The sequence below is a fragment of the Streptomyces sp. NPDC005775 genome, from assembly GCF_042871565.1.
Classification (GTDB): domain Bacteria; phylum Actinomycetota; class Actinomycetes; order Streptomycetales; family Streptomycetaceae; genus Streptomyces.
In genome coordinates this window covers 342623-367473 of record NZ_JBIAIU010000006.1, presented here as the reverse complement: position 1 = coordinate 367473, position 24851 = coordinate 342623, and the positions used below count along the sequence as shown (strand labels likewise).

22 protein-coding genes are annotated in these 24851 nt (G+C 71.5%); 9 read left to right on the top strand and 13 right to left on the bottom strand.

The window, feature by feature from the left end:
- Positions 1-192: 192 nt before the first annotated feature.
- Both ACFYPA_RS17270 and ACFYPA_RS17265 read left to right on the top strand, forming a co-directional pair.
- On the top strand, positions 193-2148 hold the full coding sequence (locus tag ACFYPA_RS17270) for a 2-oxoacid:acceptor oxidoreductase subunit alpha (RefSeq protein ID WP_359078233.1): 1956 nt from the start codon (positions 193-195) through the stop codon (positions 2146-2148).
- Positions 2141-3199 (top strand): 2-oxoacid:ferredoxin oxidoreductase subunit beta, encoded by a 1059-nt coding sequence (locus tag ACFYPA_RS17265; RefSeq protein WP_359078232.1) that lies wholly within the window; start codon positions 2141-2143, stop codon positions 3197-3199. The genes ACFYPA_RS17270 and ACFYPA_RS17265 overlap by 8 nt, the downstream gene beginning before the upstream one ends.
- 64 nt (positions 3200-3263) lie before the next feature.
- Here the strand turns inward: ACFYPA_RS17265 and ACFYPA_RS17260 are convergent, their stop codons facing one another.
- Positions 3264-3662, bottom strand: a complete 399-nt coding sequence (locus ACFYPA_RS17260) for a helix-turn-helix domain-containing protein (RefSeq protein WP_359078230.1) — start codon at positions 3660-3662, stop codon at positions 3264-3266.
- A 110-nt stretch (positions 3663-3772) separates the two neighbouring features.
- On the opposite strand from ACFYPA_RS17260, the gene ACFYPA_RS17255 reads away from it, so the two are divergent.
- From ACFYPA_RS17255 to ACFYPA_RS17235, 5 genes are all read left to right on the top strand, one after another.
- Positions 3773-4633 (top strand): SDR family oxidoreductase, encoded by an 861-nt coding sequence (locus tag ACFYPA_RS17255; protein ID WP_389132566.1) that lies wholly within the window; start codon positions 3773-3775, stop codon positions 4631-4633.
- A 138-nt stretch (positions 4634-4771) separates the two neighbouring features.
- Positions 4772-5749, top strand: a complete 978-nt coding sequence (gene rarD / locus ACFYPA_RS17250; protein ID WP_389132564.1) for an EamA family transporter RarD — start codon at positions 4772-4774, stop codon at positions 5747-5749.
- A gap of 62 nt (positions 5750-5811) precedes the next feature.
- Entirely contained in the window at positions 5812-7389 is a 1578-nt protein-coding gene (locus ACFYPA_RS17245; protein ID WP_389132562.1) for an FAD-dependent monooxygenase, read from the top strand.
- Positions 7390-7445: 56 nt separating this feature from the next.
- The gene (locus ACFYPA_RS17240) at positions 7446-8939 is read left to right on the top strand and encodes a hypothetical protein (RefSeq protein ID WP_389132560.1); all 1494 of its coding nucleotides are present in this window, start codon (positions 7446-7448) and stop codon (positions 8937-8939) included.
- The gene (locus ACFYPA_RS17235; protein WP_359078220.1) at positions 8936-9604 is read left to right on the top strand and encodes a class F sortase; all 669 of its coding nucleotides are present in this window, start codon (positions 8936-8938) and stop codon (positions 9602-9604) included. The genes ACFYPA_RS17240 and ACFYPA_RS17235 overlap by 4 nt, the downstream gene beginning before the upstream one ends.
- A gap of 86 nt (positions 9605-9690) precedes the next feature.
- On the opposite strand, the gene rbsD is transcribed toward ACFYPA_RS17235, so the two are convergent.
- From rbsD to ACFYPA_RS17205, 6 genes are all read right to left on the bottom strand, one after another.
- Positions 9691-10080, bottom strand: a complete 390-nt coding sequence (gene rbsD / locus ACFYPA_RS17230) for a D-ribose pyranase (RefSeq protein WP_359078219.1) — start codon at positions 10078-10080, stop codon at positions 9691-9693.
- The gene (locus ACFYPA_RS17225) at positions 10077-11012 is read right to left on the bottom strand and encodes a ribokinase (RefSeq protein WP_389132643.1); all 936 of its coding nucleotides are present in this window, start codon (positions 11010-11012) and stop codon (positions 10077-10079) included. Before ACFYPA_RS17225 ends, rbsD begins: the two co-directional genes overlap by 4 nt.
- 34 nt (positions 11013-11046) lie before the next feature.
- Positions 11047-13008 carry a substrate-binding domain-containing protein gene (locus tag ACFYPA_RS17220; protein WP_389132557.1) on the bottom strand — a complete coding sequence of 654 codons (1962 nt, stop codon included), beginning with the start codon at positions 13006-13008 and terminating at the stop codon, positions 11047-11049.
- Complete coding sequence (locus tag ACFYPA_RS17215) at positions 12998-14536, bottom strand: sugar ABC transporter ATP-binding protein (RefSeq protein ID WP_359078215.1); 1539 nt, start codon at positions 14534-14536, stop codon at positions 12998-13000. The genes ACFYPA_RS17220 and ACFYPA_RS17215 overlap by 11 nt, the downstream gene beginning before the upstream one ends.
- A complete protein-coding gene (locus ACFYPA_RS17210) occupies positions 14533-15567 on the bottom strand; it encodes a LacI family DNA-binding transcriptional regulator (protein ID WP_359078214.1) in 1035 nt (344 codons plus the stop codon). The genes ACFYPA_RS17215 and ACFYPA_RS17210 overlap by 4 nt, the downstream gene beginning before the upstream one ends.
- Positions 15568-15794: 227 nt before the next feature.
- Complete coding sequence (locus tag ACFYPA_RS17205) at positions 15795-16718, bottom strand: helix-turn-helix transcriptional regulator (RefSeq protein ID WP_359078212.1); 924 nt, start codon at positions 16716-16718, stop codon at positions 15795-15797.
- Between the two features lie 143 nt (positions 16719-16861).
- Here ACFYPA_RS17205 and ACFYPA_RS17200 point away from each other — a divergent pair, with 143 nt between their 5' ends.
- Positions 16862-17641 carry an NAD(P)H-dependent oxidoreductase gene (locus tag ACFYPA_RS17200; protein WP_359078211.1) on the top strand — a complete coding sequence of 260 codons (780 nt, stop codon included), beginning with the start codon at positions 16862-16864 and terminating at the stop codon, positions 17639-17641.
- Positions 17642-17759: 118 nt separating this feature from the next.
- Here the strand turns inward: ACFYPA_RS17200 and ACFYPA_RS17195 are convergent, their stop codons facing one another.
- Positions 17760-18554 (bottom strand): hypothetical protein, encoded by a 795-nt coding sequence (locus ACFYPA_RS17195; protein ID WP_389132552.1) that lies wholly within the window; start codon positions 18552-18554, stop codon positions 17760-17762.
- Positions 18555-18701: 147 nt separating this feature from the next.
- Between ACFYPA_RS17195 and ACFYPA_RS17190 the strand changes: the two genes are divergently transcribed.
- On the top strand, positions 18702-19508 hold the full coding sequence (locus tag ACFYPA_RS17190; protein ID WP_359313895.1) for an HAD family hydrolase: 807 nt from the start codon (positions 18702-18704) through the stop codon (positions 19506-19508).
- A 75-nt stretch (positions 19509-19583) separates the two neighbouring features.
- Here ACFYPA_RS17190 and ACFYPA_RS17185 read toward each other — a convergent pair whose 3' ends face one another.
- The 5 genes from ACFYPA_RS17185 to ACFYPA_RS17165 all read right to left on the bottom strand — a co-directional run bounded on the left by ACFYPA_RS17185 (position 19584) and on the right by ACFYPA_RS17165 (position 24778).
- Positions 19584-20174, bottom strand: a complete 591-nt coding sequence (locus tag ACFYPA_RS17185) for a TetR/AcrR family transcriptional regulator (protein ID WP_359078206.1) — start codon at positions 20172-20174, stop codon at positions 19584-19586.
- 198 nt (positions 20175-20372) lie between these two features.
- Positions 20373-21263: an ABC transporter permease gene (locus ACFYPA_RS17180; protein ID WP_359078205.1), complete on the bottom strand. Its 891-nt coding sequence runs from the start codon at positions 21261-21263 to the stop codon at positions 20373-20375.
- A complete protein-coding gene (locus ACFYPA_RS17175) occupies positions 21250-22203 on the bottom strand; it encodes an ATP-binding cassette domain-containing protein (RefSeq protein WP_389132549.1) in 954 nt (317 codons plus the stop codon). The genes ACFYPA_RS17180 and ACFYPA_RS17175 overlap by 14 nt, the downstream gene beginning before the upstream one ends.
- Before the next feature lie 95 nt (positions 22204-22298).
- Positions 22299-23549, bottom strand: a complete 1251-nt coding sequence (locus ACFYPA_RS17170) for a DUF2092 domain-containing protein (protein WP_359078201.1) — start codon at positions 23547-23549, stop codon at positions 22299-22301.
- A gap of 218 nt (positions 23550-23767) precedes the next feature.
- Entirely contained in the window at positions 23768-24778 is a 1011-nt protein-coding gene (locus tag ACFYPA_RS17165) for a polyprenyl synthetase family protein (protein ID WP_359078199.1), read from the bottom strand.
- Positions 24779-24851 lie beyond the last annotated feature (73 nt).

The following is a 24851-nucleotide window of genomic DNA, read 5'->3' as shown; positions in this document are numbered from 1 at the left end:
GACTGCACCAAAGGTCCGACGCGGAACCGCGTGGCTGATGAATCATGACGGAACAGCGCCGAGAACCGTCTCAAAACGCCGTCCACCATGTGATCGGCCAGAGGAAGGCGACCCTTACAGACGTAGGGTGGGGCTGGGGACCGCCGGCGGGCCGGATGGTTCCGAGCCGCCGCGCCGAGGGAGGTCCAGTAAGTGACCAGCCAGGTCAGTAGCCCAGCCGAACAGGCCGATGAGGCCAGTGAGGCACTCGTAGGGGGACAGCGTGCCCCCCAGTCCGCAACAGCAGGCACCGGCGACAAAGAGATCCGCCGCCTGGACCGGGTGATCATCCGTTTCGCGGGTGACTCCGGAGACGGCATGCAGCTCACGGGTGACCGGTTCACCTCGGAGACCGCGTCCTTCGGGAACGACCTCTCCACGCTGCCCAACTTCCCCGCCGAGATCCGCGCCCCCGCAGGCACCCTGCCGGGCGTGTCGTCGTTCCAGCTCCACTTCGCCGACCACGACATCCTGACCCCGGGCGACGCGCCGAACGTCCTGGTGGCGATGAACCCGGCCGCGCTCAGGGCCAATATCGACGATGTGCCGCGCGGCGCCGAGATCATCGTCAACACCGATGAGTTCACCAAGCGGCCGATGGCGAAGGTGGGTTACGCGACCAGTCCGCTGGAGGACGGCTCGCTGGAGGCTTACCACGTCCATCCGGTGCCACTGACCACGCTCACCATCGAGGCGCTGAAGGAGTTCGGGCTCTCCCGCAAGGAGGCCGAGCGCTCCAAGAACATGTTCGCGCTGGGCCTGCTGTCGTGGATGTACCACCGGCCCACCGAGAACACCGAGAAGTTCCTGCGGACCAAGTTCGCCAAGAAGCCGCAGATCGCCGAGGCGAACGTGGCGGCGTTCCGGGCCGGATGGAACTTCGGGGAGACCACGGAGGACTTCGCGGTCAGCTACGAGGTGGCCCCCGCGTCGCAGGCCTTCCCCGCCGGCACGTACCGCAACATCTCGGGGAACCTGGCGCTGTCCTACGGTCTGATCGCCGCGGGCCGGCAGGCGGACCTGCCGCTGTACCTGGGCTCGTACCCGATCACCCCGGCCTCGGACATCCTGCACGAACTGTCCCGGCACAAGAACTTCGGCGTACGCACCTTCCAGGCCGAGGACGAGATCGCCGGCATCGGCGCGGCGCTCGGCGCGGCCTTCGGCGGCAGCCTCGCGGTCACGACCACCTCGGGCCCGGGTGTGGCGCTCAAGTCCGAGACGATCGGCCTCGCCGTGTCCCTCGAACTCCCGCTGCTCATCGTCGACATCCAGCGCGGCGGCCCGTCCACCGGTCTCCCGACCAAGACCGAGCAGGCCGACCTGCTCCAGGCGATGTACGGGCGCAACGGCGAGGCCCCGGTGCCGATCGTGGCCCCGAAGACCCCGGCGGACTGCTTCGACGCGGCGCTCGACGCCGCCCGGATCGCCCTGGCCTACCGCACCCCGGTCTTCCTGCTCTCCGACGGCTATCTGGCCAACGGCTCCGAGCCGTGGCGCGTCCCGGAGATCGACCAGCTCCCGGACCTGCGCGTCCAGTTCGCCGGCGGCCCGAACCACGAGCTGGCCGACGGCACCGAGGTCTTCTGGCCGTACAAGCGCGACCCGCAGACCCTGGCCCGCCCCTGGGCCGTCCCGGGCACGCCCGGTCTCGAACACCGCATCGGCGGCATCGAGAAGCAGGACGGCACCGGGAACATCTCGTACGACCCCGCCAACCACGACTTCATGGTCCGCACCCGCCAGGCCAAGGTGGACGGCATCGAGGTCCCGGACCTGGAGGTCGACGACCCGGCGGGGGCGAAGACCCTGGTGCTCGGCTGGGGATCGACGTACGGCCCCATCACCGCAGCCGTCCGACGGCTCCGCGCCGCCGGACAACCGATCGCGCAGGCCCATCTGCGTCACCTCAATCCGTTCCCGCGGAATCTCGGCGAGGTGCTGAAGCGTTACGACAAGGTGGTCGTCCCCGAGATGAACCTCGGGCAGCTGGCCACGCTCATCCGGGCCAAGTACCTGGTGGACGCGCAGAGTTACAACCAGGTCAACGGCATGCCGTTCAAGGCCGAGCAGCTTGCGACGGCCCTTCAGGAGGCCATCGATGCCTGAGACCAACGAACTTCTCCAGCTGGTGCCGAAGACCGAGGCCAAGCAGTCCATGAAGGACTTCAAGTCCGATCAGGAAGTGCGCTGGTGTCCCGGTTGCGGTGACTACGCGGTCCTCGCCGCCGTGCAGGGCTTCATGCCCGAGCTCGGACTGGCGAAGGAGAACATCGTCTTCGTCTCCGGCATCGGCTGCTCCTCCCGTTTCCCGTACTACATGAACACCTACGGGATGCACTCGATCCACGGCCGCGCCCCGGCCATCGCCACCGGACTCGCCTCCTCCCGGCGGGACCTGAGCGTGTGGGTGGTCACCGGGGACGGTGACGCGCTCTCCATCGGCGGCAACCACCTCATCCACGCCCTGCGGCGCAACGTGAACCTGAAGATCCTGCTGTTCAACAACCGGATCTACGGGCTCACCAAGGGGCAGTACTCCCCCACCTCCGAGGTCGGCAAGATCACCAAGTCGACCCCGATGGGCTCGCTCGACGCGCCCTTCAACCCGGTGTCCCTCGCCATCGGCGCGGAGGCCTCGTTCGTCGCCCGGACCGTCGACTCCGACCGCAAGCACCTCACGAGCGTGCTGCGCGCGGCGGCCGACCACCCCGGTACGGCACTGGTGGAGATCTACCAGAACTGCAACATCTTCAACGACGGCGCGTTCGAGGTCCTGAAGGACAAGGACCAGGCCCAGGAGGCGGTGATCCGGCTGGAGCACGGGCAGCCGATCCTCTTCGGCACGGACGACTCCAAGGGCGTCGTACGGGACTCGCTGACGGGTGATCTGAGGGTGGTCGCGGTCACCGAGGAGAACCGCTCGCAGATCCTCGTCCACGACGCGCACGCCGCGTCGCCGACCACCGCCTTCGCGCTCAGCAGGCTGGCCGACCCCGACACGCTGCACCACACCCCGATCGGGGTGCTGCGCAACGTCGAACGGCCGGTCTACGACACCCTCATGGCCGATCAGCTCGACACCGCCGTCGAACAGCAGGGCAAGGGCGACCTCGCCGCGCTGCTCGCGGGGAACGACAACTGGACGGTCGTCGGCTAGTACCCGTACGGCCTCGGAGCGCCGGCCCTCCCGCAGAAAGGCGGGAGGGCCGGCGCTCCGTCTTTCACGCGGCCGATTCGCGCGCCTGCTTGCGCGCGTCGTACGCCGCGCGCGCCGTGTCCACCGCGTCCAGGCTCCGTTCCGACCAGCGCGCCAGGGCCCACACCTGCTCGGCGGCCTCCCGGCCCAGACCGGTGAGCGAGTAGTCGACGCGCGGCGGGATCACCGGCTTGGCGTCCCGGTGCACGAAGCCGTCGCGCTCCAGGGTCTGGAGGGTCTGCGCCAGCATCTTCTCGCTGACGCCGCCGACCTCGCGGCGAAGTTCGCTGAAGCGGTACGAGCGCTCCAGGAGGGCGGCGAGCACCAGGACGCCCCAGCGGCTGGTGACGTGTTCGAGAACCAGCCGGGAGGGGCACATCGGCTCCCGCACGTCGATCCGTCGCCCCAGGTTGCTTACGTTCATGCCAGTACCTTACTTCAAAGTGGGTACTTTCGTTCAGTTAGTGCTGCCTCTAGGGTGAGTATCAGAACGCATGAACAGGGACATGAGCACCTGAAGAGGAGAAACACCCCATGAGCATCGTCGTCACCGGAGCCACCGGAGAGCTCGGCCGTCTCGTCGTCGAGCAGCTGCTGACCACCGTCCCCGCGAGCGGGATCGCCGCCGTCGTCCGCGACAAGGAGAAGGCCGCCGGCCTCGCCGCCCGCGGCGTCGAGCTCCGGATCGCCGACTACAACCGCCCCGAGACGCTGACCGACGCCTTCCGGGCCGGGGACAGGGTGCTGCTCATCTCCGGCAGCGAGGTCGGCAGCCGCGTCGCGCAGCACACCGCGGTCATCGACGCGGCCAAGGCCGCGGGCGTCGCCCAGCTGGCGTACACCGGCGTCCTCGGCGGCCCCGACGCGGACTTCCGGCTGGCCGACGAGCACAAGGTGACCGAGCAGCTGATCCTCGACTCCGGCCTGCCGTACACGTTCCTGCGCAACGGCTGGTACACGGAGAACTACACCGCGAACCTGGCCCCCGTCCTGGCCCACGGGGCCGTCGTGGCCAACGCGGGCGAGGGCAGGGTCGCCTCGGCCACCCGCGCCGACTACGCCGCCGCGGCCGCCGCCGTACTGACCGGCGAAGGCCACCTGGGCAAGGCGTACGAGCTGAGCGGGGACGTCGCCTGGTCGCTCACGGAGTACGCCGCCGAGGTCGCCAAGGCCTCCGGCCAGGAGATCACGTACAAGGACGTCCCGGCCGCCGTGCACCAGGAGATCCTGGTCGGGGCCGGTCTGCCCGAGGACTTCGCGGCGATCCTCACCGACGTGGACGAGGGCATCCGGCGCGGCCTGCTGGCCTGCACCGACGGCGACCTGGCCCGGCTGATCGGCCGCCCGACGACGCCGCTCGCCGAGACCGTCGCCGCCGCGGTGGCCGACCGGTAGGCACCGGCCGCACCACATTCCCCGGGTTCCGGCCCGGTGTCATGACCGTCTGGCGATACGGCAATGACACCGGGCCGCGTCGGCGCTACCTTCGTCAGGTTGACGAAGCCGTCGACGCACACCTGCCAGGAGGGGCCCGTGAAGGGGAAGAACGAACAGCGGGCCGGTCTCGTGTCCGGCGTGACGGCCTACGGACTGTGGGGCATCGTCCCGCTCTTCTGGCCGCTGCTGAAGCCGTCCGGCGCGGTCGAGATCCTCGCCCACCGCATGGTCTGGTCCCTCGGCGTCGTCGGCATCGCCCTGCTCGTCCTGCGCCGCTGGGCCTGGATCGGCACCCTGATCCGGCAGCCGGGGAAGCTGGGACTGATCACCGTCGCCGCGGCCGTGATCACCGTCAACTGGGGCCTGTACATCTGGTCCGTCAACAACGGGCACGTGGTCGAGGCCTCCCTCGGCTACTTCATCAATCCGCTGGTGACCATCGCCATGGGCGTCCTGCTGCTGGGCGAACGACTGCGCCCCGTGCAGTGGGTGGCGGTCGGAACCGGCGTCGCGGCGGTGCTCGTCCTGGCGATCGGCTACGGGCAGCCGCCCTGGATCTCCCTGGTCCTGGCCTTCTCCTTCGCGACGTACGGCCTGGTGAAGAAGAAGGTCAACATGGGTGGCCTGGAGTCGCTCACGGCCGAGACCGCGGTGCTGTTCGTGCCCGCACTCGGCTACCTGGTGTGGCTGGGTACGCAGGGCGATTCCACCTTCACCGCCGAGGGAGCCGGCCACGCGGCGCTGCTCGCGGCGACCGGTCTGGTGACCGCCATCCCGCTGGTGCTGTTCGGGGCGGCCGCGATCCGGGTGCCGCTCTCCACGCTCGGCCTGTTGCAGTACCTGGCGCCGGTCTTCCAGTTCATCCTCGGGATCGTGTACTTCCACGAGGCGATGCCCCCGGAGCGGTGGGCGGGCTTCGCACTGGTCTGGCTGGCCCTCACGCTGCTGACCTGGGACGCGCTGCGGACGTCACGGCAGACGCGGGTACGGGCCCAGGCCGCGCGGCTGGCCGCCGCGAAGCAGGCCGGCCCCGCCGAGGCGGAGGCGCCCGTCATCACACCAACCATTACCTAGTTGCTTTTATTACTCGGTTGCGTTTTCCTTGATGCTCACGGAAGCGCAACCGAGGAGTACGCATGCCCCCTTCCCCGACCACCGTGCTGATCGTCGGCTCCGGGCCGACCGGACTGACCCTGGCCATCGATCTCGCCCGGCGGGCCGTCGACGTGACGATCATCGACAAGAGCCCGCGGTTCCCGCGCAGTTCCCGCGCGAAGGGCCCCAACGCGCGCTCACTGGAGGTCCTGGAGGATCTCGGAGTCGTCGAGGAGGTCCTGGCCGCCGGGTCCGCGCCGCTGCCGATGCGCAAGTACCGGGGCGGGGTGGCCATCGCCGACGCCGACCCCTTCGCGGACGTGCTCCCGACGCCGGACTCCCCGTACGCCCGGCCCCGGATGATCGCCCAGTGGCGGCTGGAGGAGGCCCTGCGGGACCGGCTCGCGACGTACGGCGTACGGGTCGGACTCGGCCGCGAACTCGTGGGCCTGGTTCAGGACGACTCGTCCGTGACCGCCACGCTCGCCGACGGCGACGAGATCGGGGCGCGGTACGTCGTCGGTTGCGACGGCGGCCACAGCGCGGTGCGCAAGCTGCTGGGAATCTCGTTCGAGGGGAAGACGGACGAGACGCAGATGATGGTCTGCGGCGACGTCGAGGCCGAGGGGCCGGACCGCGGCCTCTGGCACCAGTGGTTCGACGAGGACGGCGCCGTGATGCTCTGCCCGATCCCCGGCACCCGGTCGGGCTGGTGGTTCCAGGCCGGCCCCGAGACGGACGCCTCCGGCGCCCCCGTACCCCCGTCCCTGGAGAGCTTCCAGCGACTGTTCGCCAAGCACACGGGACTGCCGGGCGAGCTGCTGTCCGAGGCCACCCTGCTCTCCACGTACCGCGTCAACGAGCGCATGGCCGACCGCTATCGCGTGGGCCGGGCGTTCCTGGCGGGCGACGCCGCGCACGTGCACTCGATCGCGGGCGGGCTGGGCATGAACACCGGCATCCAGGACGCGTACAACCTCGGCTGGAAACTCGCCCGGGTCGCCTCCGGACAGGCGGATCCGGCCCTGCTCGACACGTACGAGGAGGAGAGGCTGCCCGTCGCGGCCGACGTCCTGGACCTCAGCGCCGAGCGGCTGCGGGCCACGATGGAAGCGATCAAGGAGCCGGGCGGCGGGCTGGACACGGCGGTCACGCCACGCACCGGCGGCCCGGGTGACGGCTACCGGTGGAGCTCACTGGCCCGCCTCGGCGCCACGCCCCGGCTGCGGGCGGGCGACCGCGCCCCGGACGCACCCTGCCGCGACGCCTCCACCGGCGCCCCCCGCCGGCTGTTCGAGGCCTTCGCCGGGCCGCACTTCACCCTGCTCGGCTTCGGTGCCGGCACGGCGCCCGCACTGCGGGAGGCCTCGGCGGCACACGACGGCGAGCTGCTGGCGTACGGGGTGGACGCGGGCAGCGCATCCGGTCGCGACAACGTGAGAGGCACACCCGGTCTGGCCGACGACGAGGGCCACGCCCGCTCGGCGTACGGCGTCGAGCCCGGCCAGGACGTCCTGGTCCTCATCCGCCCGGACAACCACGTGGGACTGATCGCCCCCGCCACGGACGTGCGGGCGGTCGCGGAGTACCTGCGCGCTGCGGCATTGGAGCGAGCTTGACCGCGCTACGGCGGGTCATCACCCGCTAACGCACAGTTTATATTTTCCTCACACTTATGACCCGACCCCTGCGCACCTCCGGGACGTCGCGCATGCTCCTGCGCACCGCGACCACCACCGCCGCCCTGTCCGCCCTGACGCTCCTCGCCTGCGGCATCGCCCCCACCGCCGGCGCGGACGACACGGTGCAGACCGTCCACCCGTCGGGCCTCGGCCCGGCGGGCCCCTGGTTCCGGCTCCAGGAAACGACGCCCGACCGGGACCCCGGCATCCAGGAGGTCTCCCCGAAGCCCGACCCGGTCCATCTGAACGGCAGCCTGCGCCTGGCCATCGGCCCCGGCGAGCAGGCGCAGGCCGCCCACTACTTCAACGCGACCTGGACGCCCAAGCCCATGCAGCCCCTGCTGGACGCCGGCATCTCGTACTGGGCGTACACCTCGACCGAGGGATCCAGCGTCACCACCATCGGCGCCAACCTGCAACTCCCCGCCTCCTGTGGCGGATTCACCACCCTCTCGTTCGAACCGGGCAGCAACACGGACGTGCAGGGCGATGCGCTGAAGCCGGACACCTGGCAGAAGTACCGCTTCACCGCCGACTCGGTCATGCGGACCTCGCGCGCCGTCGCCGGCATCCCGGCGGGCGGGGACGCCCCGCTGTCGCACTTCGTCGCGGAGTGCGAGGGGGCCTACGGGGTGATCGCCAACATCGGCCGGCTCGGCGACGCGAACGGCAGGCTCAACACCTACGTCGACAACATCACCGCCGACGGCACCGTCTGGGACTTCGCCGTCACCGGCCGGGCGACGGCCGCGCTCACCGTCCCCGAGGAGATCGAGGCGGGGGACGGCCCCCGGCCGGCCGACGCCTCCTACACCGACCCGGCGGACGGACCCCAGTACCCGGGCATCGGCACCCGCCTGACCCTCAAGGGCCCGGCCGGCCTCCGCGCGAACCAGCTGACCGTGATGTCCGAAGGCTCCGAAGTCGCCCTGACCCAGGGCACGGACGGCACGCTCACCGGCGAACTGCGGACCAACCTCCGCGCCGGTGGCACGCTGGAGCCCGGCGGGAAGGCGGGCGCCGCGTTCACGCTCGCCGCCGCCGAGGGAGCACCGACGGGCCCGCTCGACGTGACGACGGAACTGACCGTCACCATCGCCGGTGTCGAGGGGCCGCAGCGCACCGGCGTCAGCGCGACGGACCGCACGCTCATCACGGCGCAGGACGTCGAGCCCAGCCCGTCGCCCAGCCCCTCCCGCCCCCACCACCCGAGGCCGACACCCTCCGGGGGCGGCCACGGCGACGGGCACTGGGGCGGCGGCCACGGCGGTGGCCCCGGCAACGGCAACGGCAACGGCAACGGCTCTGGGAACGGCCATGGCAACGGCCCGATGCCCGAGGGCCCGGTCGACGCGGGTGACGGTTCCACCGCCGTGACCGGCAGCGGATCGACCGGCCTCGCCGGTATGGGTCTGGCGGCGGGTCTGCTGGCAGCCGCGGGGGCCGCTCTCGGCGGGCTCCGCACCGTCCGGCGCCGGCGCGGTTGAGCGCGCGCACCCCGCGGGAACGGCCGCCGCGACGGCCGTTCCCGCGGCTGATCGCGGCGGCCGGGCTGCTCCCGGCCGCCGCGGCGGCACTCGTCCTGCTCCTGGGCTCACCCCTGACGGAGCCCGGCCCGTCCGCCGCCCCGCGAGCCGGCTCCACGTCCACGAAGACGGCCCCCCTGCGCGTGGAGATCCCCGAACTCCGCGTCAGCGCACCCCTGGTGGACCTGACCCTGGACAGCGGGGGCAAGCTCGGCGTACCGGACCCCGCTGACCGCAATCTGGCCGGCTGGTACCGGGACGGGGTGACGCCGGGCTCCCCCGGCAACGCGATCGTGGTGGCCCACGTCGACACCCCCACCGGCCCGGCCGCCTTCGCGGGACTCGACACGTTGGGCCCCGGCGCGACGGTCGACGTGCGCCGGGCGGACCGGACGGTCGCCACCTTCCGGATCTACGCGATCGAGGAGTTCGAGAAGAGCGATTTCCCGAGCGACCGCGTCTACGGCCCGACGAGGGACGCCCAGCTTCGCCTGCTCACCTGCGGCGGCGCCTATGACCCGGCCGCGGGCGGCTACCAGTCGAACGTCGTGGCCTTCGCCCGGCTCGTATCGATCCAGCGCCCGCAGCCCACCGTTGCGAGCGAGAACGCCCTCCGCCGTTCTTGAGTAAGCGGTGCCGAACGGAGTGTGGCCCCCTCGCGCATCGCACGAGGGGGCCACACGCCTCAGGGTCGGCAGAAGAGCGGACGGGGTCAGAAGAAGACGCCGCACCGCAGGGAGACGTTGGCGTACGGTGTCGCCTCGCCGGTACGGACCACCAGCCGGGCCCTGACGGTACGGGCCTTCAGCTCCTCGTGGCTGACGTAGACCAGTCCGGGCAGCCGGGCGGCGAGCAGCCGGTCCGTGCCGGGGGCCGCGGTGCGGACCTCCTCGGCCACCGTCGCCCCCTCCACCACCAGTTCGTCGAGGAGCCCGTCGAGGACCTCGGCGAAGGAGGGGACCCCGGCCCGGAAGGCCAGGTCGACCACGCGCGGGCCCGGCGGTATCGGCATGCCCGCGTCGCAGACGAGCACCTCGTCGCCGTGGCCGAGTTCGGCCAGCGCCCCCGCCAGGTGCCGGTTGAGGATTCCGGACCGCTTCACGGGGCCGCCACCTCCTCGGCGGTCGGGTACGACTCCTGGGCCCCCGGCCGGGTGACGGCCGCCGCGCCGACCCGCACCGCGTACCGGGCCGCTTCGACCAGGTTCTCGCCGAGGCCGAGCCGCCAGGCGAGGGCCGCCGTGAAGGCGTCACCCGCGCCGGTGGTGTCGACGGCCTCGACGCGCGGGCTGGCCACCCGCACCGCACCCCCGTCGACGGCGCCGTCTCCCTCGTCGGCGCCGGCGACGAGCGCACCCGCCGCGCCGAGCGTGACCACGACCGAGCGCGGGCCGAGGGCCAGCAGCCCCCGCGCCCACTGCTCCGGGGCCTCGCCCGCCCCGTCGCCCAGGATGAACCGGGCCTCGTGCTCGTTGACGACCAGGGGGTCGCAGGCCGCGAGCACCTCGGCGGGCAGGGGCGCCGGCGGCGACGGGTTGAGCACCAGCCGGCCGTCGGCCGGAAGGGTCCGCACCAGTTCCGCCACCGTCTCCAACGGGATCTCCAGCTGGGTGGAGACCACCCGGGCCCCTGCGACGAGGGCCGCGGAGGCCCGCACGTCGGCCGGTGTGAGCCGGGCGTTGGCCCCCGGGGACACGACGATGCTGTTGTCGCCCGAGGTGTCCACGGTGATCAGGGCGACCCCGGTGGGGGCCCCGCCGACCAGCACCCCCGTGGTGTCGGTGCCCGCCGCGCGCTGCGCGTCGAGCAGCAGCCGCCCGTGGGCGTCGTCGCCGACCCGGGCCAGCAGCGCCGTACGGGCTCCGAGGCGGGCGGCGGCGACGGCCTGGTTGCCGCCCTTGCCGCCGGGGTGGACGGCGAGGTCGGAGCCGAGCACCGTCTCGCCGGGGGCCGGCCTGCGCTCGACCCGGATCACCAGATCGGCGTTGGCCGAACCGACGACCAGCAGGTCGTGGCCCGTGTGCTGTTCCTGCACGGTGAATTCCCGCTTCCTCAACTAGAGCGCTTCCTCAGGAGAAGTCGGCGACGTTCTTCGCGGTGACGACCTTGACCGGCACCATCACCTGGGCGTCGGTCTTCTCGCCCCGCGCCGCCTTGACGGCGTTCCGCACGGCGACCTTGCCGAGTTCGGCGGGCTGCTGGGCGACGGAGGCGAACAGGGTGCCCGCCTCGACCGCCTTCAGCCCGTCCGGCGTACCGTCGAAACCGACCACGGCGACGCTCCTGCCGGCCTTGGAGCCGAGCGCCTTGGCCGCGCCGAGGGCCATCTCGTCGTTCTCCGCGAAGACTCCGTCGATGTCGCCGTTGCCCTGCAGCATGTTGGTCATCACGTCGAGACCCTTGGAGCGGTCGAAGTCGGCGGGCTGCTTGGCGACGACCTTGATGCCCGGGTACTTCTTGAGCCCCTCGGCGAAGCCCGCCCCGCGCTCACGGCTGGCGGAGGTGCCGGCCGTGCCCTGGAGTATGACGATCTTGCCCGTGCCGCCCAGCTTGTCGGCGAGCGCCTTGGCGGCGAGCTTGCCGCCCTCGACGTTGTCGGAGGCGACGAACGCCGCGGTGTCGGCCTTGTTGACGCCCCGGTCGGCGGCGATCACGGGGATGTCCGCCTCGTTGGCACCGCGCACGGCGGGACCGACGGCATCGGAGTCGACGGGGTTGACGATCACCGCGGCCAGCTGGGAACTGGTGAAGTTCTGGAGCTGGTTCGCCTGCTGCGAAGCGTCGTTCTGGGCGTCGGTGACGGTCAGCTCGACGCCGGCGGCCTTCGCCTCGGCCTGGGCGCCCTCCTTCATCTGGACGAAGAAGGGGTTGTTGAGGGTGGAGAGCGACATCCCGACCTTGGTGGTGGTCGAGGAGGAGCCCGGGTTGAGCAGCGCCACGGCGGCGACGACGGCGGCCACCACGACCGCGGCTATGCCGATCTTCATCACGCTCTTGCCCTTGCCGCCGGACCCCGGCGCTCCGGGTGCGCCGGCGGCTCCCGCCGTGCTGCCGGTGCGGCGGCGCAGCGTGTCGAAGAGGACGGCCAGCGCGATGACGACGCCGATGACGACCTGCTGCCAGAACGCGGAGACCGAGAGCAGGTTGAGGCCGTTGCGGAGGACGGCGAGGATCAACGCGCCGATGAGGGTGCCCGAGGCCTTGCCGACACCGCCGGCCAGGCTGGCGCCGCCGATGACGACGGCGGCGATGGCGTCGAGCTCGTATCCCTGGGCGGCCTGCGGCTGGGCGGAGGCGAGGCGGGAGGCGAGGACGACACCGGCGACGGCCGCGAAGAGACCGGCGAGGGCGTAGATGACGAGCTTCTGGCGCTTGACCCGGATGCCGGAGAGGCGGGCCGCCTCCTCGTTGCCGCCGATCGCGTACATGGAACGGCCGACGAAGGTGCGGCGCAGGATGACGGCGGTGATCAGGCCCATCACGATCATGACCAGGACGGGCACCGGCAGCCAGCCCCCGAGGGTGTCACCGAGGCGGGAGACCGAGTCGGGGAAGGCGATGGGGCTGCCCTGCGAGATGACCAGGGAGAGCCCGCGGCCGATGGAGAGCATGGCGAGCGTCGCGATGAACGGCGGGAGCTTCCCGTACGCGACGAGTGCGCCGTTGACCAGGCCGCAGGCGAGGCCGGTGGCGGCGGCGAGCAGCACGGCGAGGACGACGGGGACGCCCTCATTGGTGGCGAGCCAGGCCAGCACCGTGGCCGAGAGCGCGGCGACCGAGCCGACGGAGAGGTCGATGCCGGCCGAGACGATGACGAAGGTGACGCCGAAGGCGAGGATCGCGGTGACGGCGGCCTGGACGCCCACGTTGAGCAGGTTGTCCGTGGTCAGGAAGTCGCCGGAGAGCACCGACATGGCCACGACCAGGACCACGAGGGCGCTGAGGGCGCCGTTGTCGAGCAGGAGGCGGCGCAGCGCCGAGGCGGATCCGCCGCCGCTGCCCGTGTTGTTCTTGGCGGTCTCAGTGGCCACGGGGGGCCTCCACTTTCTTCACTGCGGTGTCGTTCGAGGGGGGTGTGGTGAGGGCGAGGGCCATCACGGCGTCCTGGGTGGCGGCGTCTCCGGCGAGTTCACCGGCGAGACGGCCCTGTGCCATGACGAGGACGCGGTCGCTCATGCCGAGGACCTCGGGCAGGTCGCTGGAGATCATCAGCACGGCGTGGCCGGAGGCGGTCAGCTCGTTCATCAGCTGGTAGATCTCGACCTTGGCGCCGACGTCGATGCCGCGGGTGGGCTCGTCGAGGATCAGCACCTTGGTGTCGGCCAGCAGCCACTTGCCGATGACGACCTTCTGCTGGTTGCCGCCGGAGAGGGTGCGCACGTGCTGGCCGAGGCCGGCCATCCGCACGCCGAGCTGTTCGGCGATGCGGGCGGCGGCGGTGCGCTGGCCCTTGAGGTCGACGAGTCCGCCGCGCGAGGCGGACTTGAGGGTTACCAGGCCGAGGTTCTCCTGCACGGAGGCGTCGAGCACCAGGCCCTGGCCCTTGCGGTCCTCGGGTACGAGGCCGAGCCCGGCCTCCATGGCGGCGCTCACGTCGTGGCCGGGCAGTACGCCGCCGAGCACCTCGACGGTGCCGCGGTCGTAGCGGTCGGCGCCGAAGACGGCGCGGGCGACCTCGGTGCGTCCGGCGCCGACCAGTCCGGCCAGTCCGACGATCTCGCCGGCGCGGACCTCGAAGCCGATGTCCTGGAAGACGCCGTCCCGGGTGAGACCGCGCACCGTCAGCAGCGGCTCGCCCCGCTCGGGTTGTTCGCGCGGGTACTGCTGGTCGATGCTGCGGCCGACCATCAGCCGGACGAGTTCGTCCTCCGGGGTGGAGGCGGGCACGTGGTCGACGGAGCGGCCGTCGCGCAGCACGGTGACGCGGTCGCCGAGGGCGCCGATCTCCTCCAGGTGGTGGGTGATGAAGACGATCCCGACGCCGTCGGCACGCAGTTGGCGCACGATGGCGAAGAGTTTCTCCACCTCCTCGGAGGTGAGGACTGCGGTCGGCTCGTCCATGATCAGCACGCGGGCGTCGAGGCTGAGCGCTTTGGCGATCTCCACCATCTGGAGGCGGGCGATACCGAGGTCCCGTACGCGGGCCCCGGGGGAGACGTCCAGACCGACCCGGCCCAGCAGGACCTCCGCGTCCGCCTCCATCTTCTTGCGGTCGATGAGACCGAACCGCCGCGGCTGGCGGCCCAGGAAGATGTTCTCGGCGACCGTGAGGTCCGGCACCAGGTTGAACTCCTGGTAGATGGTGGCGATCCCCAGCCGCTCGGCGTCCTGGGCGCTCTGGATGCGCACCTCGACGCCCTCGGCGTAGATGGTGCCGCTGTCTGGGCGGTAGGCGCCGGAGAGCATCTTGATGAGCGTGCTCTTGCCGGCCCCGTTCTCGCCGAGCAGGACGTGTACTTCGCCGCGGCGCAGGTCGAAGTCGACCGAGTCGAGGGCGACGACGCCGGGGAAGGTCTTACGGATGTTCTCGATGCGCAGCAACTCGTCCGGGTTGCTCACAGCTTGCTCCTTGCGTCGCGGGGGTCGGGTGCCGTGGCGGCGGGCTCGCCGCAGGAGCGGCGGACGACGAGGCGGGCGGGGAGGGTCACGGACTGCGGGGGTCTGCCCTCGATGAGGTCGGTCAGCGCGTGTACGGCGGCCCGGCCGAGTTCGGCGGTGGGCTGCGCCACGGCGGTGATCGGCGGTCCGGTGTGCACGAACCACGGAATGTCGTCGAAGGCCGCCAGCCCGATGTCGTCCGGGACGGTGAGGCCCCGGGCGCGGATCGCGTCGAGCGCGCCGAGCGCCATCAGGTTGTCGGCGGCGAAGACCACGTCGGGCGGCTCGGGAAGGGCGAGGAACCCCTCGGTGACGCGCCGCCCGCTGTCGGCCTGGAAGTCTCCCTGGCCGATCAGTTCGGCGGGCAGGGGGATGCCGTGGGCGTGCAGCGCCTCGCGGAAGGCCTCGACGCGCTCGTGGCCCGTGGTGGTCGCGGCCGGCCCGGCGATGATGGCGAGCCTGCGGTGGCCGAGGCCGTGCAGGTGGGCGACGAGGTCCCGGATGGCGGCGGCGCCGTCGGCCCGGACCACGGGCACGTCCAGGCCCGGCATCCACCGGTCGACGAAGACCATCGGGGTGGGGCCCTCGGCGGTCTGCCGCATCAGTGGGGAGCTGCCGTCGGCGGGCGAGACGAGGAGCCCGTCGATCCGCCGGTCGAGCAGGGTCCGCACGTGGTGGTCCTGCAACTCGGGCCGCTCGTTGGCGTTGCCGATGATGACGCTGTAGCCGAGCGCCCGCGCCTCCTCCTCCACCGACCGGGCCAGCTCGGTGAAGTACGGGTTGAGCACGTCACTGATGACGAGCCCGAGCGTGCGCGTCTGGTCGGTGCGCAGCGACCGGGCGACCGCGTTGGGCCGGTACCCGAGCCCCTCCACGGCCGCCATCACCCGCGTACGGGCGTCGTCGCTCACCGACGGGTGCCCGTTGAGCACCCGCGAGACCGTGGCGACGGAAAGACCCGCCATCGCGGCGACATCTTTGATGCCCGCCATGTCCGGACCACCTCCTTGTGGCTCCGTCCACCGTGGCCGACGACAGCGCGGGGCTGAGGGCCACAGGGCGTGGAAACGATTACAGAGGGGAATTGGAAACGATTACACGGACGAAGACAAGGGGGTGCGGGCGTGAGAAATCAGATCGTGATGAGCGCGCTCAGATGAGCGAATGCGGTGTACGGGGGCGGGGCACCCGCACACGAAGGGTGTCCGGCGGCGGCACGCTACTCGCGGACCTGCCGGGCTTTCACCTCGGGATGTGCATCACGGCTACCCGCCCCGCTGCCCGTATCGCTGTGCGTACCGCTGCCCGTATCGCTATGCGTATCGCTATGCATACCGCTGTCCGCATCCAGGCCCGCCAGCAGACGCAGCCCGTCCTCGGCCGGGCTGCCCGGGGCCGCCGACAGCACCAGCAACTCCCTGCCGGGCTCGTCGGACAGCGCGAAGTTCTCCTGGTGCAGTTCCAGCAGTCCGACCAGCGGATGCTGGAACGCCTTGCGGCCATGAGTGCGGGCGCGCACATCCGCCCGGGCCCACAGCCGGCGGAAACGCTCGCTGCCCATCGCCAACTCGCCGATGAGCGAGGCGAGCCGGGGGTCCTCGGGATACGTACCGGCGGCCAGCCGCAGGTGCCCGACCGCGTCGAGGGTGCAGGTCTCCCAGTCCGCGTAGAAACCGCGCTCGGTCTCTTCCAGGAAGAGGTGCCGGGCGGTGTTCAGGCCCGGCATCGGCCGGCCGTAGAGGAGCCCGGCGAGGCGGTTCCCGGCGAGGACGTCCAGCCGGTGGTCCATGACCATCGCGGGTGCGTCGGGGATCAGGTCGAGGACGCGCAGCACCTCCGGCCGGACCCGCCCGCCCGGCACCTTCGCGCGAGGGCGGCGCTGCCGGGCGAGCCGGTGGAGGTGCTCGCACTCGGTCTCGTCGAGGCCGAGGACGCGGGCGAGCGCGTCGAGGACCTGGGCGGACGGCTGCGTCGCGCGGCCCTGCTCCAGGCGTACGTAGTAGTCCACGCTGACTCCGGACAGGTGGGCCACCTCCTCGCGGCGCAGCCCCTCGACCCGGCGGCGGCTGTCGGTGGGGATGCCGACGGCAGCCGGATCGACCCGGGAACGCCGGGTCCGCAGAAAGCCCGCAAGGTCACCCATGGATCCAGTATCACCTCGGTGCCGCCGGCGAAGGTGGCCCTGCCGATACCAGGAAGTCCGGTCCGACGGTAGCGGCGCCCCTGAACACCGGGCGCCCGAGCGCCTTGAATCAAAGGCACCCGACCTTCCCCCAAGGAGTTCCCGTGAAGACGCTGATCGTCCACGCCCACCCGGAGCCGAAGTCGCTCAACAGCTCATTGAAGGACCTCGCGGTCTCCACGCTGGAGGCCGCCGGGCACGAGGTCCGGGTGAGCGATCTCTACGCCATGGGCTGGAAGGCGGTCGTGGACGCCACGGACTACGGCCCCGACGCCTCGACCCCGCTGGAGGTCGCCCGGGACTCGGGCCGCGCCTTCGACGCCGGGACACTCACCCCGGACGTCCGCGCCGAGCAGGAGAAGCTGCTGTGGGCGGACACGATCATCTTCCAGTTCCCGCTGTGGTGGTACTCGATGCCCGCGATCCTCAAGGGCTGGGTGGACCGGGTGTTCACCTTCCACTTCGCGTACGGCGTCGGCGAGCACAACGACACCAAGTACGGCGAGCGCTACGGCGAGGGCACCCTCGCGGGCCGCAGGGCCCTGCTGTCGGTGACGGTGGGCGGCCAGGAGTCCCACTACACCGCTCGCGGGATCAACGGCCCCATCGACGACCTGCTGTTCCCGATCCAGCACGGCATCCTCTACTACCCGGGCATCGAGGTACTGCCGCCGTTCGTGCTCTACGGCACCGACCGGATGACCGGCGAGGACTTCCCGGACGCCGCCAAGGCGTGGGAACAGCGCCTGCTCACCCTGGAGTCGACGGAGCCGATCGCGTTCCGGCGGCAGAACTTCGGTGACTACGAGATCCCCTCGCTGCACCTCAAGGAGGGGCTGGAGACCGCCGGCCGCACGGGTTTCGGACTCCATGTGCGCGGCTGACCACCGACCGGGAGCAGCCGTACCGGCAGGAGCCCCACGGCTGCTCCACGTGCTCCGCTGCGCGGTGACGAGCCCGCAGCACCCGGCAGTCGCTCCCCCGGCTCCATCCTCCCTCGCACTAGCGGGACGCGCAGGCCCGGAAGTCGAGCCGCCCGAGCTCGGCGTCGGGCCAGTCCGCCCCCGCGTAGAAGTCGGCCTCCTCATCGCCCACAGAGATCCCGCCGCTGTGCTGCCGCCCGATATGACGGGCAGCCATACCATCCCCACTCGACTGGAGGACCTGGAGCTCGGCGCGGCCGTCGTGGTCGGTGTCGGTCACCCACGCCCCGAACACGAACGCCGGGCTGCCCATACGAATGGTGCCGGTCCGGTCACTGCTCAGGTCGCGGGCGAGCGGACCGTAGCGCACCTCATGCACCAGCATGTTGCCCCGCGGACTGTCGCCCATGTCGTCCTGGCTGTAGAAGAGCGCCAGATCGAGGTACCCGTCACCGTCGAAGTCGCCGAAGGCTCCCCGCGTCGCCATGTCTTCCTTCCACACACCTCGCAGCTTCTTCCAGAACCCGCGGGCCTCGCCGACGCTGACAGGGGTGCGGCCATCGTCTCCCCGGAAGACCACCGAGCCGGCGCCCGCCTCGTCCTGGTAGCGGACCTCGTCCAACTGCCCGTCCGCGTCCACGTCGGCGCGCAGGGTGGTGCGGTCGGACGCGCATATGGCCATGGGCGCATGGTCACCCGGCTGTGGCCCGGTGCCCAGAAGCGGCCATAGTCCCCCGGCGATCACGGCGAGACCGGCTGCGGCAGCCGTGGCGAACCGACGCCGACGCGTGCGCTGCCGCCGCTCCCGCCGCTGCCGCAGCAGCGCGATCTCTTCCCCGAGCGTGAACTGCTCTTGACCGGCGGACGGAGGCATGGCGGAACTCTAGTGCCGCGGCCCGGCGCGCAGCCGGTGCGTTTCCTCCCGGTACGCCCCCACATCCGCCTTCCCTTCTCCCCGGGACGGACCGTCGCCGCAGGTCAGCGCCGCCCAGCGGAACTCGGATCTCCCTAGGCTTGACCCATGCCCATCCCGCCCGCATATGCCCTCGTCGCCACGGACCTGGACGGCACCCTGCTGCGCCGCGACGACACCGTGAGCCCTCGCACCCGCGCCGCGCTCGGGCTCGCCGCAGCCGCCGGAGCCCGGCACCTCGTGGTCACCGGGCGGCCGGTGCCAGGAGTACGGGAACTGCTCGCGGGGCTGGGCTACCAGGGACTCGCGGTCTGCGGGCAGGGGACGCAGCTGTACGACGCCGGGGCGGATCACATCGTCCACGCCGTCACCCTGGAACGGGAGTCGGCCGATGCCGCGCTCGGCAAGATAGAGGCACAGGTGGGGCAGGTCTTCGCGGCGGTGGATCAGGCCGGGGCCGACGGACGGACCCTGATCGAACCGGGCTACCTGATGCCGCACCCCGCACTGCCCGCCCAGCGAGTCCGCCACCGCGAGGAGTTGTGGGCCACGCCGGTCGTCAAAGTGCTGCTCCGGCACCCGGACCTGACCGACGACGCCCTGGCGGTCGCCGCCCACGCGGCTGTCGGGGACCTGGCCACCGTCACGCATTCCGGCCCGGGAACGGTCGAACTCCAGCCGTACGGGATCGACAAGGGCGCCGGAATCGCGGCGGCCGCCGAGCACCTGGGCCTGGCCCCCTCCACCGCGATCGCCTTCGGTGACATGCCCAACGACCTGCCGATGTTCCGCAGTTGCGGCTACGGCGTGGCCATGGCCAACGCTCATCCGCTCCTGAGGGCCGCTGCGGACGAGGTGACGCTGTCCCACGAGGAGGACGGGGTCGCGGTGGTCCTGGAGCGGGTGTTCGGCTGAGGGAGGCCGTCAGCCCGCGACCTGACTGAGCGCGGACGTAGCCTCGGCCACAGCGACAGCAAGCCTGCCCGCCCGTCAGCGCTCCCCGGCCCCCAGCGACCGCAGCACGTGCCCGACCAGGACCGCCACCGTCTCCGCGTCCTGCATCGGCTTGCGCAGGACATGGCGGTAGTAGACGGGTCCGTAGAGCATCTCCACCGCGAGACGCAGATCGGCACCCGGCGGGATCTGGCCCTCCTTCTGCGCGCCGCGCATCCGGTCGACCGCCTCCTCGACGCGGGGGTCGACCAGTTGGGTACCGACGGTTTCGGCCAGTGCGTCGTCGTGGTGGAGCTCGGAGAGTATTCCGGCATACGCGGGACCGAAGGGCGGCTCGGCGAGGAACTTCACCACGGCCGTCACGTGCGTGCGCAGATCCGCGGCGATGTCCCCGGTGTCCGCGAACGGCGTGGCGGTGACCAGGGCCTCCGTGAACGCCTCCAGCAGTACCGCGCTCTTCGACGGCCACCAGCGGTAGATCGTCTTCTTGCTGACGCCCGCCCGGGCCGCGATGGCCTCGACCGTGACGCGGCCGTACCCCTTCTCCGTGCAGAGGTCGAGGGCGGCCTCCAGCGTCGCCCTGCGTGAGCTCTCACTGCGGCGCAGCGAACTCGGCGATGTGATCATTCGGTGAGCATAGGTCTGTTCGAGCCAATCCTTGTTGACAGTCCGTCGCCAGAAGTCGAACAATGCTCAAGCGGGAAACGGAACGTACCGTGTCGGCTCGTTCCTTACCTTTCGCACCGTTCGTGCCGTTCGTGCCGCGACGAGCCGATCGGGGGACGGCTCGCCGGCCGACGGTACGGGTGCCGGTTCCGCTCCCCCTCAGGCGGTGATGTCCTTCGCCGTGAACCGGGCCCAGGCCGCCGAGCCGAACACGGCCGCGTACAGCGCCTGCAGCTCCAGGTTCTTCAGCACCTCGTCCCAGTAGAACGGCTCGCGCAGCAGGTCCGAGAAGGACAGCCAGTAGTGCGGGAAGAGATACGGGTGGATCCCGCTCAGCTGCGGGATGGTGTCCACGATCTGTACGGTGATCAGCACCCCGACCGTCGCCGCCATCGCCGCGATCCCGCTGTTGGTCAGGGTCGACACGAAGAGTCCGAGCGCCGCGAAGCCGATCAGTGACGCCGCGACCGCCACCGCGACGAGACCCGCGCGCAGCAGCCCTTCGCCGAAGCCGATCCGGGTCCCGGAGATCGTCGTGACCTCGCCGACGGGGAAGAGCAGCGCGCCCACGGCCAGCGCGGAGGCCGCGACGACGAGGGTGGCGATCAGGCAGAACGCCAGGGTGGAGGCGTACTTGGCGAGCAGCAGCCGGGTCCGGCCGGCCGGGGCGACGAGGAGATAGCGCAGTGTGCCCGCGTTCGCCTCGCCCGCGATCGAGTCCCCCGCGATGACGCCGACCGCCATCGGGAGGAAGACCGGGAGGGTCGCGGCGAGGGAGGCGAAGACCAGGAAGAGGCCGTTGTTGGTGACCTGGGAGAGGAACGCGGGCCCGCCCCCTCCCCCGCCGGGTCCGGTCGGCGAACCGTCGGCCGTCTCGATGCGGACCGCGATCCCGATCAGTACGGGGACGGCGGCCAGCACGCCGAGCAGGGCGAGGGTGCGCCAGCGGCGCAGGGTGGTCGTCAGTTCGGAGCGCAGGATGCCGAGCGTCCACAGCGGGTTGCGCCGGGTCGCGGGGGCCTGGGTGGGGGCGAGTTCAGCCTGCGACATCGAATCCCTCTCCGGTGAGTGCCACGAACGCGTCCTCCAGCGAGGCCCGTTCGACGCCGAAGGAGCGGACCCGGACCCCGTCGCGGACCAGGGCCGCGTTCAGGTCGGAGAGTTCGACGGAGCCGGCCGGGGCGTCGGCCCGCAGCCGGTCGCCGTCGAGGGTGATGCCGGTGATGCCGTGCTCCTTGAGGACGCGGGCTGCGTCGGCCGGGTCCGGTGTGGTGACGGCGAGCCGGCCGAGGGTGCCCGCGGCGAGGTCGGCGACGGGCCCCTGGGTGATCAGCCGGCCGCGGGCCATGACCGCCGCATGGGTGCAGACCTGCTCGATCTCGTCGAGGAGGTGGGAGGAGAGGAAGACCGTGGTGCCCTCGGCGGCCAGCTCCCGGACCAGGGCGCGGATCTCCCGCATGCCCTGCGGGTCCAGGCCGTTGGTCGGCTCGTCCAGGACGAGCAGCCGGCGGGGCCGGAGCAGGGCGGCGGCCAGGCCGAGCCGCTGCTTCATGCCCAGCGAGTAGGCCCGCGCCTTCCTTCCGGCCGCGGCGGCCAGCCCGACCCGCTCCAGGGCGTCGCCGACGCGGGCGCCGCGGGTGCGCGGATCGGCGGTGGGGTCGGCGCGGTCGTAGCGCACGAGGTTGTCCCGGCCGTTCAGGAACCCGTACAGCGCGGGCCCCTCGATCAGCGCCCCGACGTGCGGCAGGACCGTGCGGGCTCCGGCGGGCATGGGGCGGCCCAGGACGCTCGCGGTGCCGGACGTCGGGTCGATCAGGCCCATCAGCATCCGGATGGTCGTGGTCTTGCCCGAGCCGTTGGGCCCGAGGAAGCCGAAGACGCTGCCGCCCGGGACCGTGAGGTCGAGCCCGTCGACGGCGAGCTGGCCGCCCCGGTAGCGCTTGGTGAGACCGCGGGTCTCGATCACGGGCACGGTGCCGGCCCCTGTCATGTGTGCTCCCCAGATCGCGTCCGCCCCACCCTGCCGTACGGAGGCTACGGCGGGGCGGGGCGGGGCGGATGCGCGAGACGGCGCACGAAGTGGTGTCAGCCGGCGTTGTTCGCCGCGTTCACCAGCGCGTCCTTGGTGACCGCGCCGACGTACACCCGGCCGTCGTCCGTCATCAGAGCGTTGACCAGGCGGGTCTTGAAGACCGTGCCCGAGCCGAACTTTCCGCTGACCTTGTCGCCGAGGGCGTCCAGGAACTGCTGCGCCTCGGCCGGTACGTCGCCCGACTCCTTCGACGGGAGGGCCGCCCCGCCGGGGGTCTTGATCTCGGCGATGCTGCTCCAGCCCTTGCCGATCACGTTCATGCCGTTCATGCCCTCGAGCGCGCTCAGGTCGCCCTTCGCCTTCTCGGCCTCCGCCCCGGCGTTCGCGTGACCCTCCGCCTCGTCCGCCTCGGTGACCTTCGCGCCCTTGGGCGGGGTGAAGGAGAACGTGGACGCGTCGGGCTTCTTGAAGTCGACCGAGGTGAACCCGGCGTCGATCGCCGCCTTGCCGCCGCTGCTGGGCTGCAGGGTGAACTTGAGCGGTGTGCCGTTCTCCGCGTCCACCGCGACGGTGATCGAACCGATCGTGGAGCCGCTCTGCTCGGGCTTGATGACCAGCCGGTACGCGTCGCGCCCGGCGACCTGCGCGGTGCCGCCGACCGTGACGGACGTGGTGCCGTCGGCGGCCTTCAGCGCCTGCTCGGCCAGGGCCTTCGGGGTGGTGGGTACGCCGTCGGGGGCGGCCCGGTGCTCGCCCTCGCCCCGGTCGGCCCCGCCCTTGGCGTGGTAGACCGCGTTCGACTCGCTGTCGTACGCCCAGACCTGGTCCCCGTTGTGGATCAGGCTGTACTCGGAGGCGTTGTCCAGGATGGACACCCGCTGCTTGTCGGGGCCGTCGGCTGCCACCCGGAGCGTGTGCGTGCCGGAGGCCAGCTCCGTGAGCTTGGTCTGCGGGTCGGCGCTCGCCGAGCCCTTGTCGCCCGCGCCGTCCGCGCCGTTCGCGAGGAAGGAGCCGGCGAGGCCGCCCATCGACGGGATGCCGAGGTCGGTGCTGATCTTCACCGTGCCGGACAGCTGCTGCGTGTCCGAGGCGGCGATCTTCTCGATGAGTTCCTGCGCGGTGATCTTCGGCAGATCGGGGTCGCCCGAGCTGGCGAGCGCCGGGACCAGCCCGATCGTCGCGGCCGCCACTCCGGCCACCGCGACCGGGACGATGTAGCGCACCGCCTTGCGGCGGCCCGCGACGGCGCCCTTGGTGCCGGGCGCTGTCGTGCCGTTGGTGCCTGCGCTGTCGTTCGGTGCCATGTGTGCCCTACCTCCGTGGTCGGCGGCTTCCGTCCGGATGCACTCGTCCACTCCGTGCCGCCATTCTCACCCGTTTTGGTCAGGAGTGGTTGTTCTCCATCTGACCAAATCGGGCGGCGTGAAGCGTCAGCCCGCGGGAGCAACTCCGCGTACCTCTCCGGGATGACACCGCGGGGGCGTTCCTCCGCCGTCCCGTAGGGGTCGGCACGAGCAGGCTCTCAGCCCGCGCGGTGCACCACGGCGTCGCACATCTCTTCCAGGGCGTCCTTCGCGTAGCACGAGGGCAGCGGCTTGAGGGTGGCCCGCGCCTCCTGGGCGTACCGGACCGTGTCGCGTCGTGCCTGGTCGAGGGCCGGGTGGGCGCGCAGCCGGCGCAGCGCCTCGTCGAGCATGCCGGGCTCGTTCAGGTCACCGTCCAGGAGCTCGACGAGCTCCAGGTCGTCCGGCTTGCCGTCGGCCGCGGCCTGCGCCCTCAGGTGGAGGACGGGCAGGGTCGGGATGCCTTCGAGGAGGTCGGTGCCGGGGGTCTTGCCGGACTCGTGGGAGTCGGACGCGATGTCGAGGACGTCGTCGGCGAGCTGGAAGGCGACGCCGAGGCGCTCGCCGTACTGGGTGAGGATGTCGGTCGTCGACTCGTCGGCACCGGACATCATCGCGCCGAAGCGGCAGGCCACGGCGATCAGCGAGCCGGTCTTGCCGCGCATCACGTCGAGGTAGTGCTCGACGGGGTCGCGCCCGTCGCGCGGGCCGGCGGTCTCCAGGATCTGGCCGGTGACCAGGCGCTCGAACGCCTCGGCCTGGATGCGGACGGCCTCGGGGCCGAGGTCGGCCAGGATGTGTGACGCGCGCGCGAAGAGGAAGTCGCCGGTCAGCACGGCCACCGAGTTGCCCCAGCGGGAATTGGCGCTGTCGACTCCGCGCCGTACGTCTGCCTCGTCCATCACGTCGTCGTGGTACAGCGTCGCGAGGTGCGTCAGCTCGACGACCACGGCGGCGGGCACCACGCCCGGGGCGTCGGCGTCACCGAACTGGGCGGCGAGCATCGCCAGCAGGGGACGGAACCGTTTGCCGCCCGCGCGCACGAGGTGCTGCGCGGCCTCCGTGATGAAGGGCACCTCGCTCTTGGTGGCATCGAGCAGCCCCGACTCGACAGCAGCCAAACCGGCCTGGACACCGGCCTCAAGAGCCTGGTCCCGCACGCTCAGTCCGAACGGCCCGACGACGGTCACGAGGGGATCTCCTGTCTGCTGACGATCACACGGAATGTCGATGTGTCGCTGTCATCACTCAAGTCAGCGTATC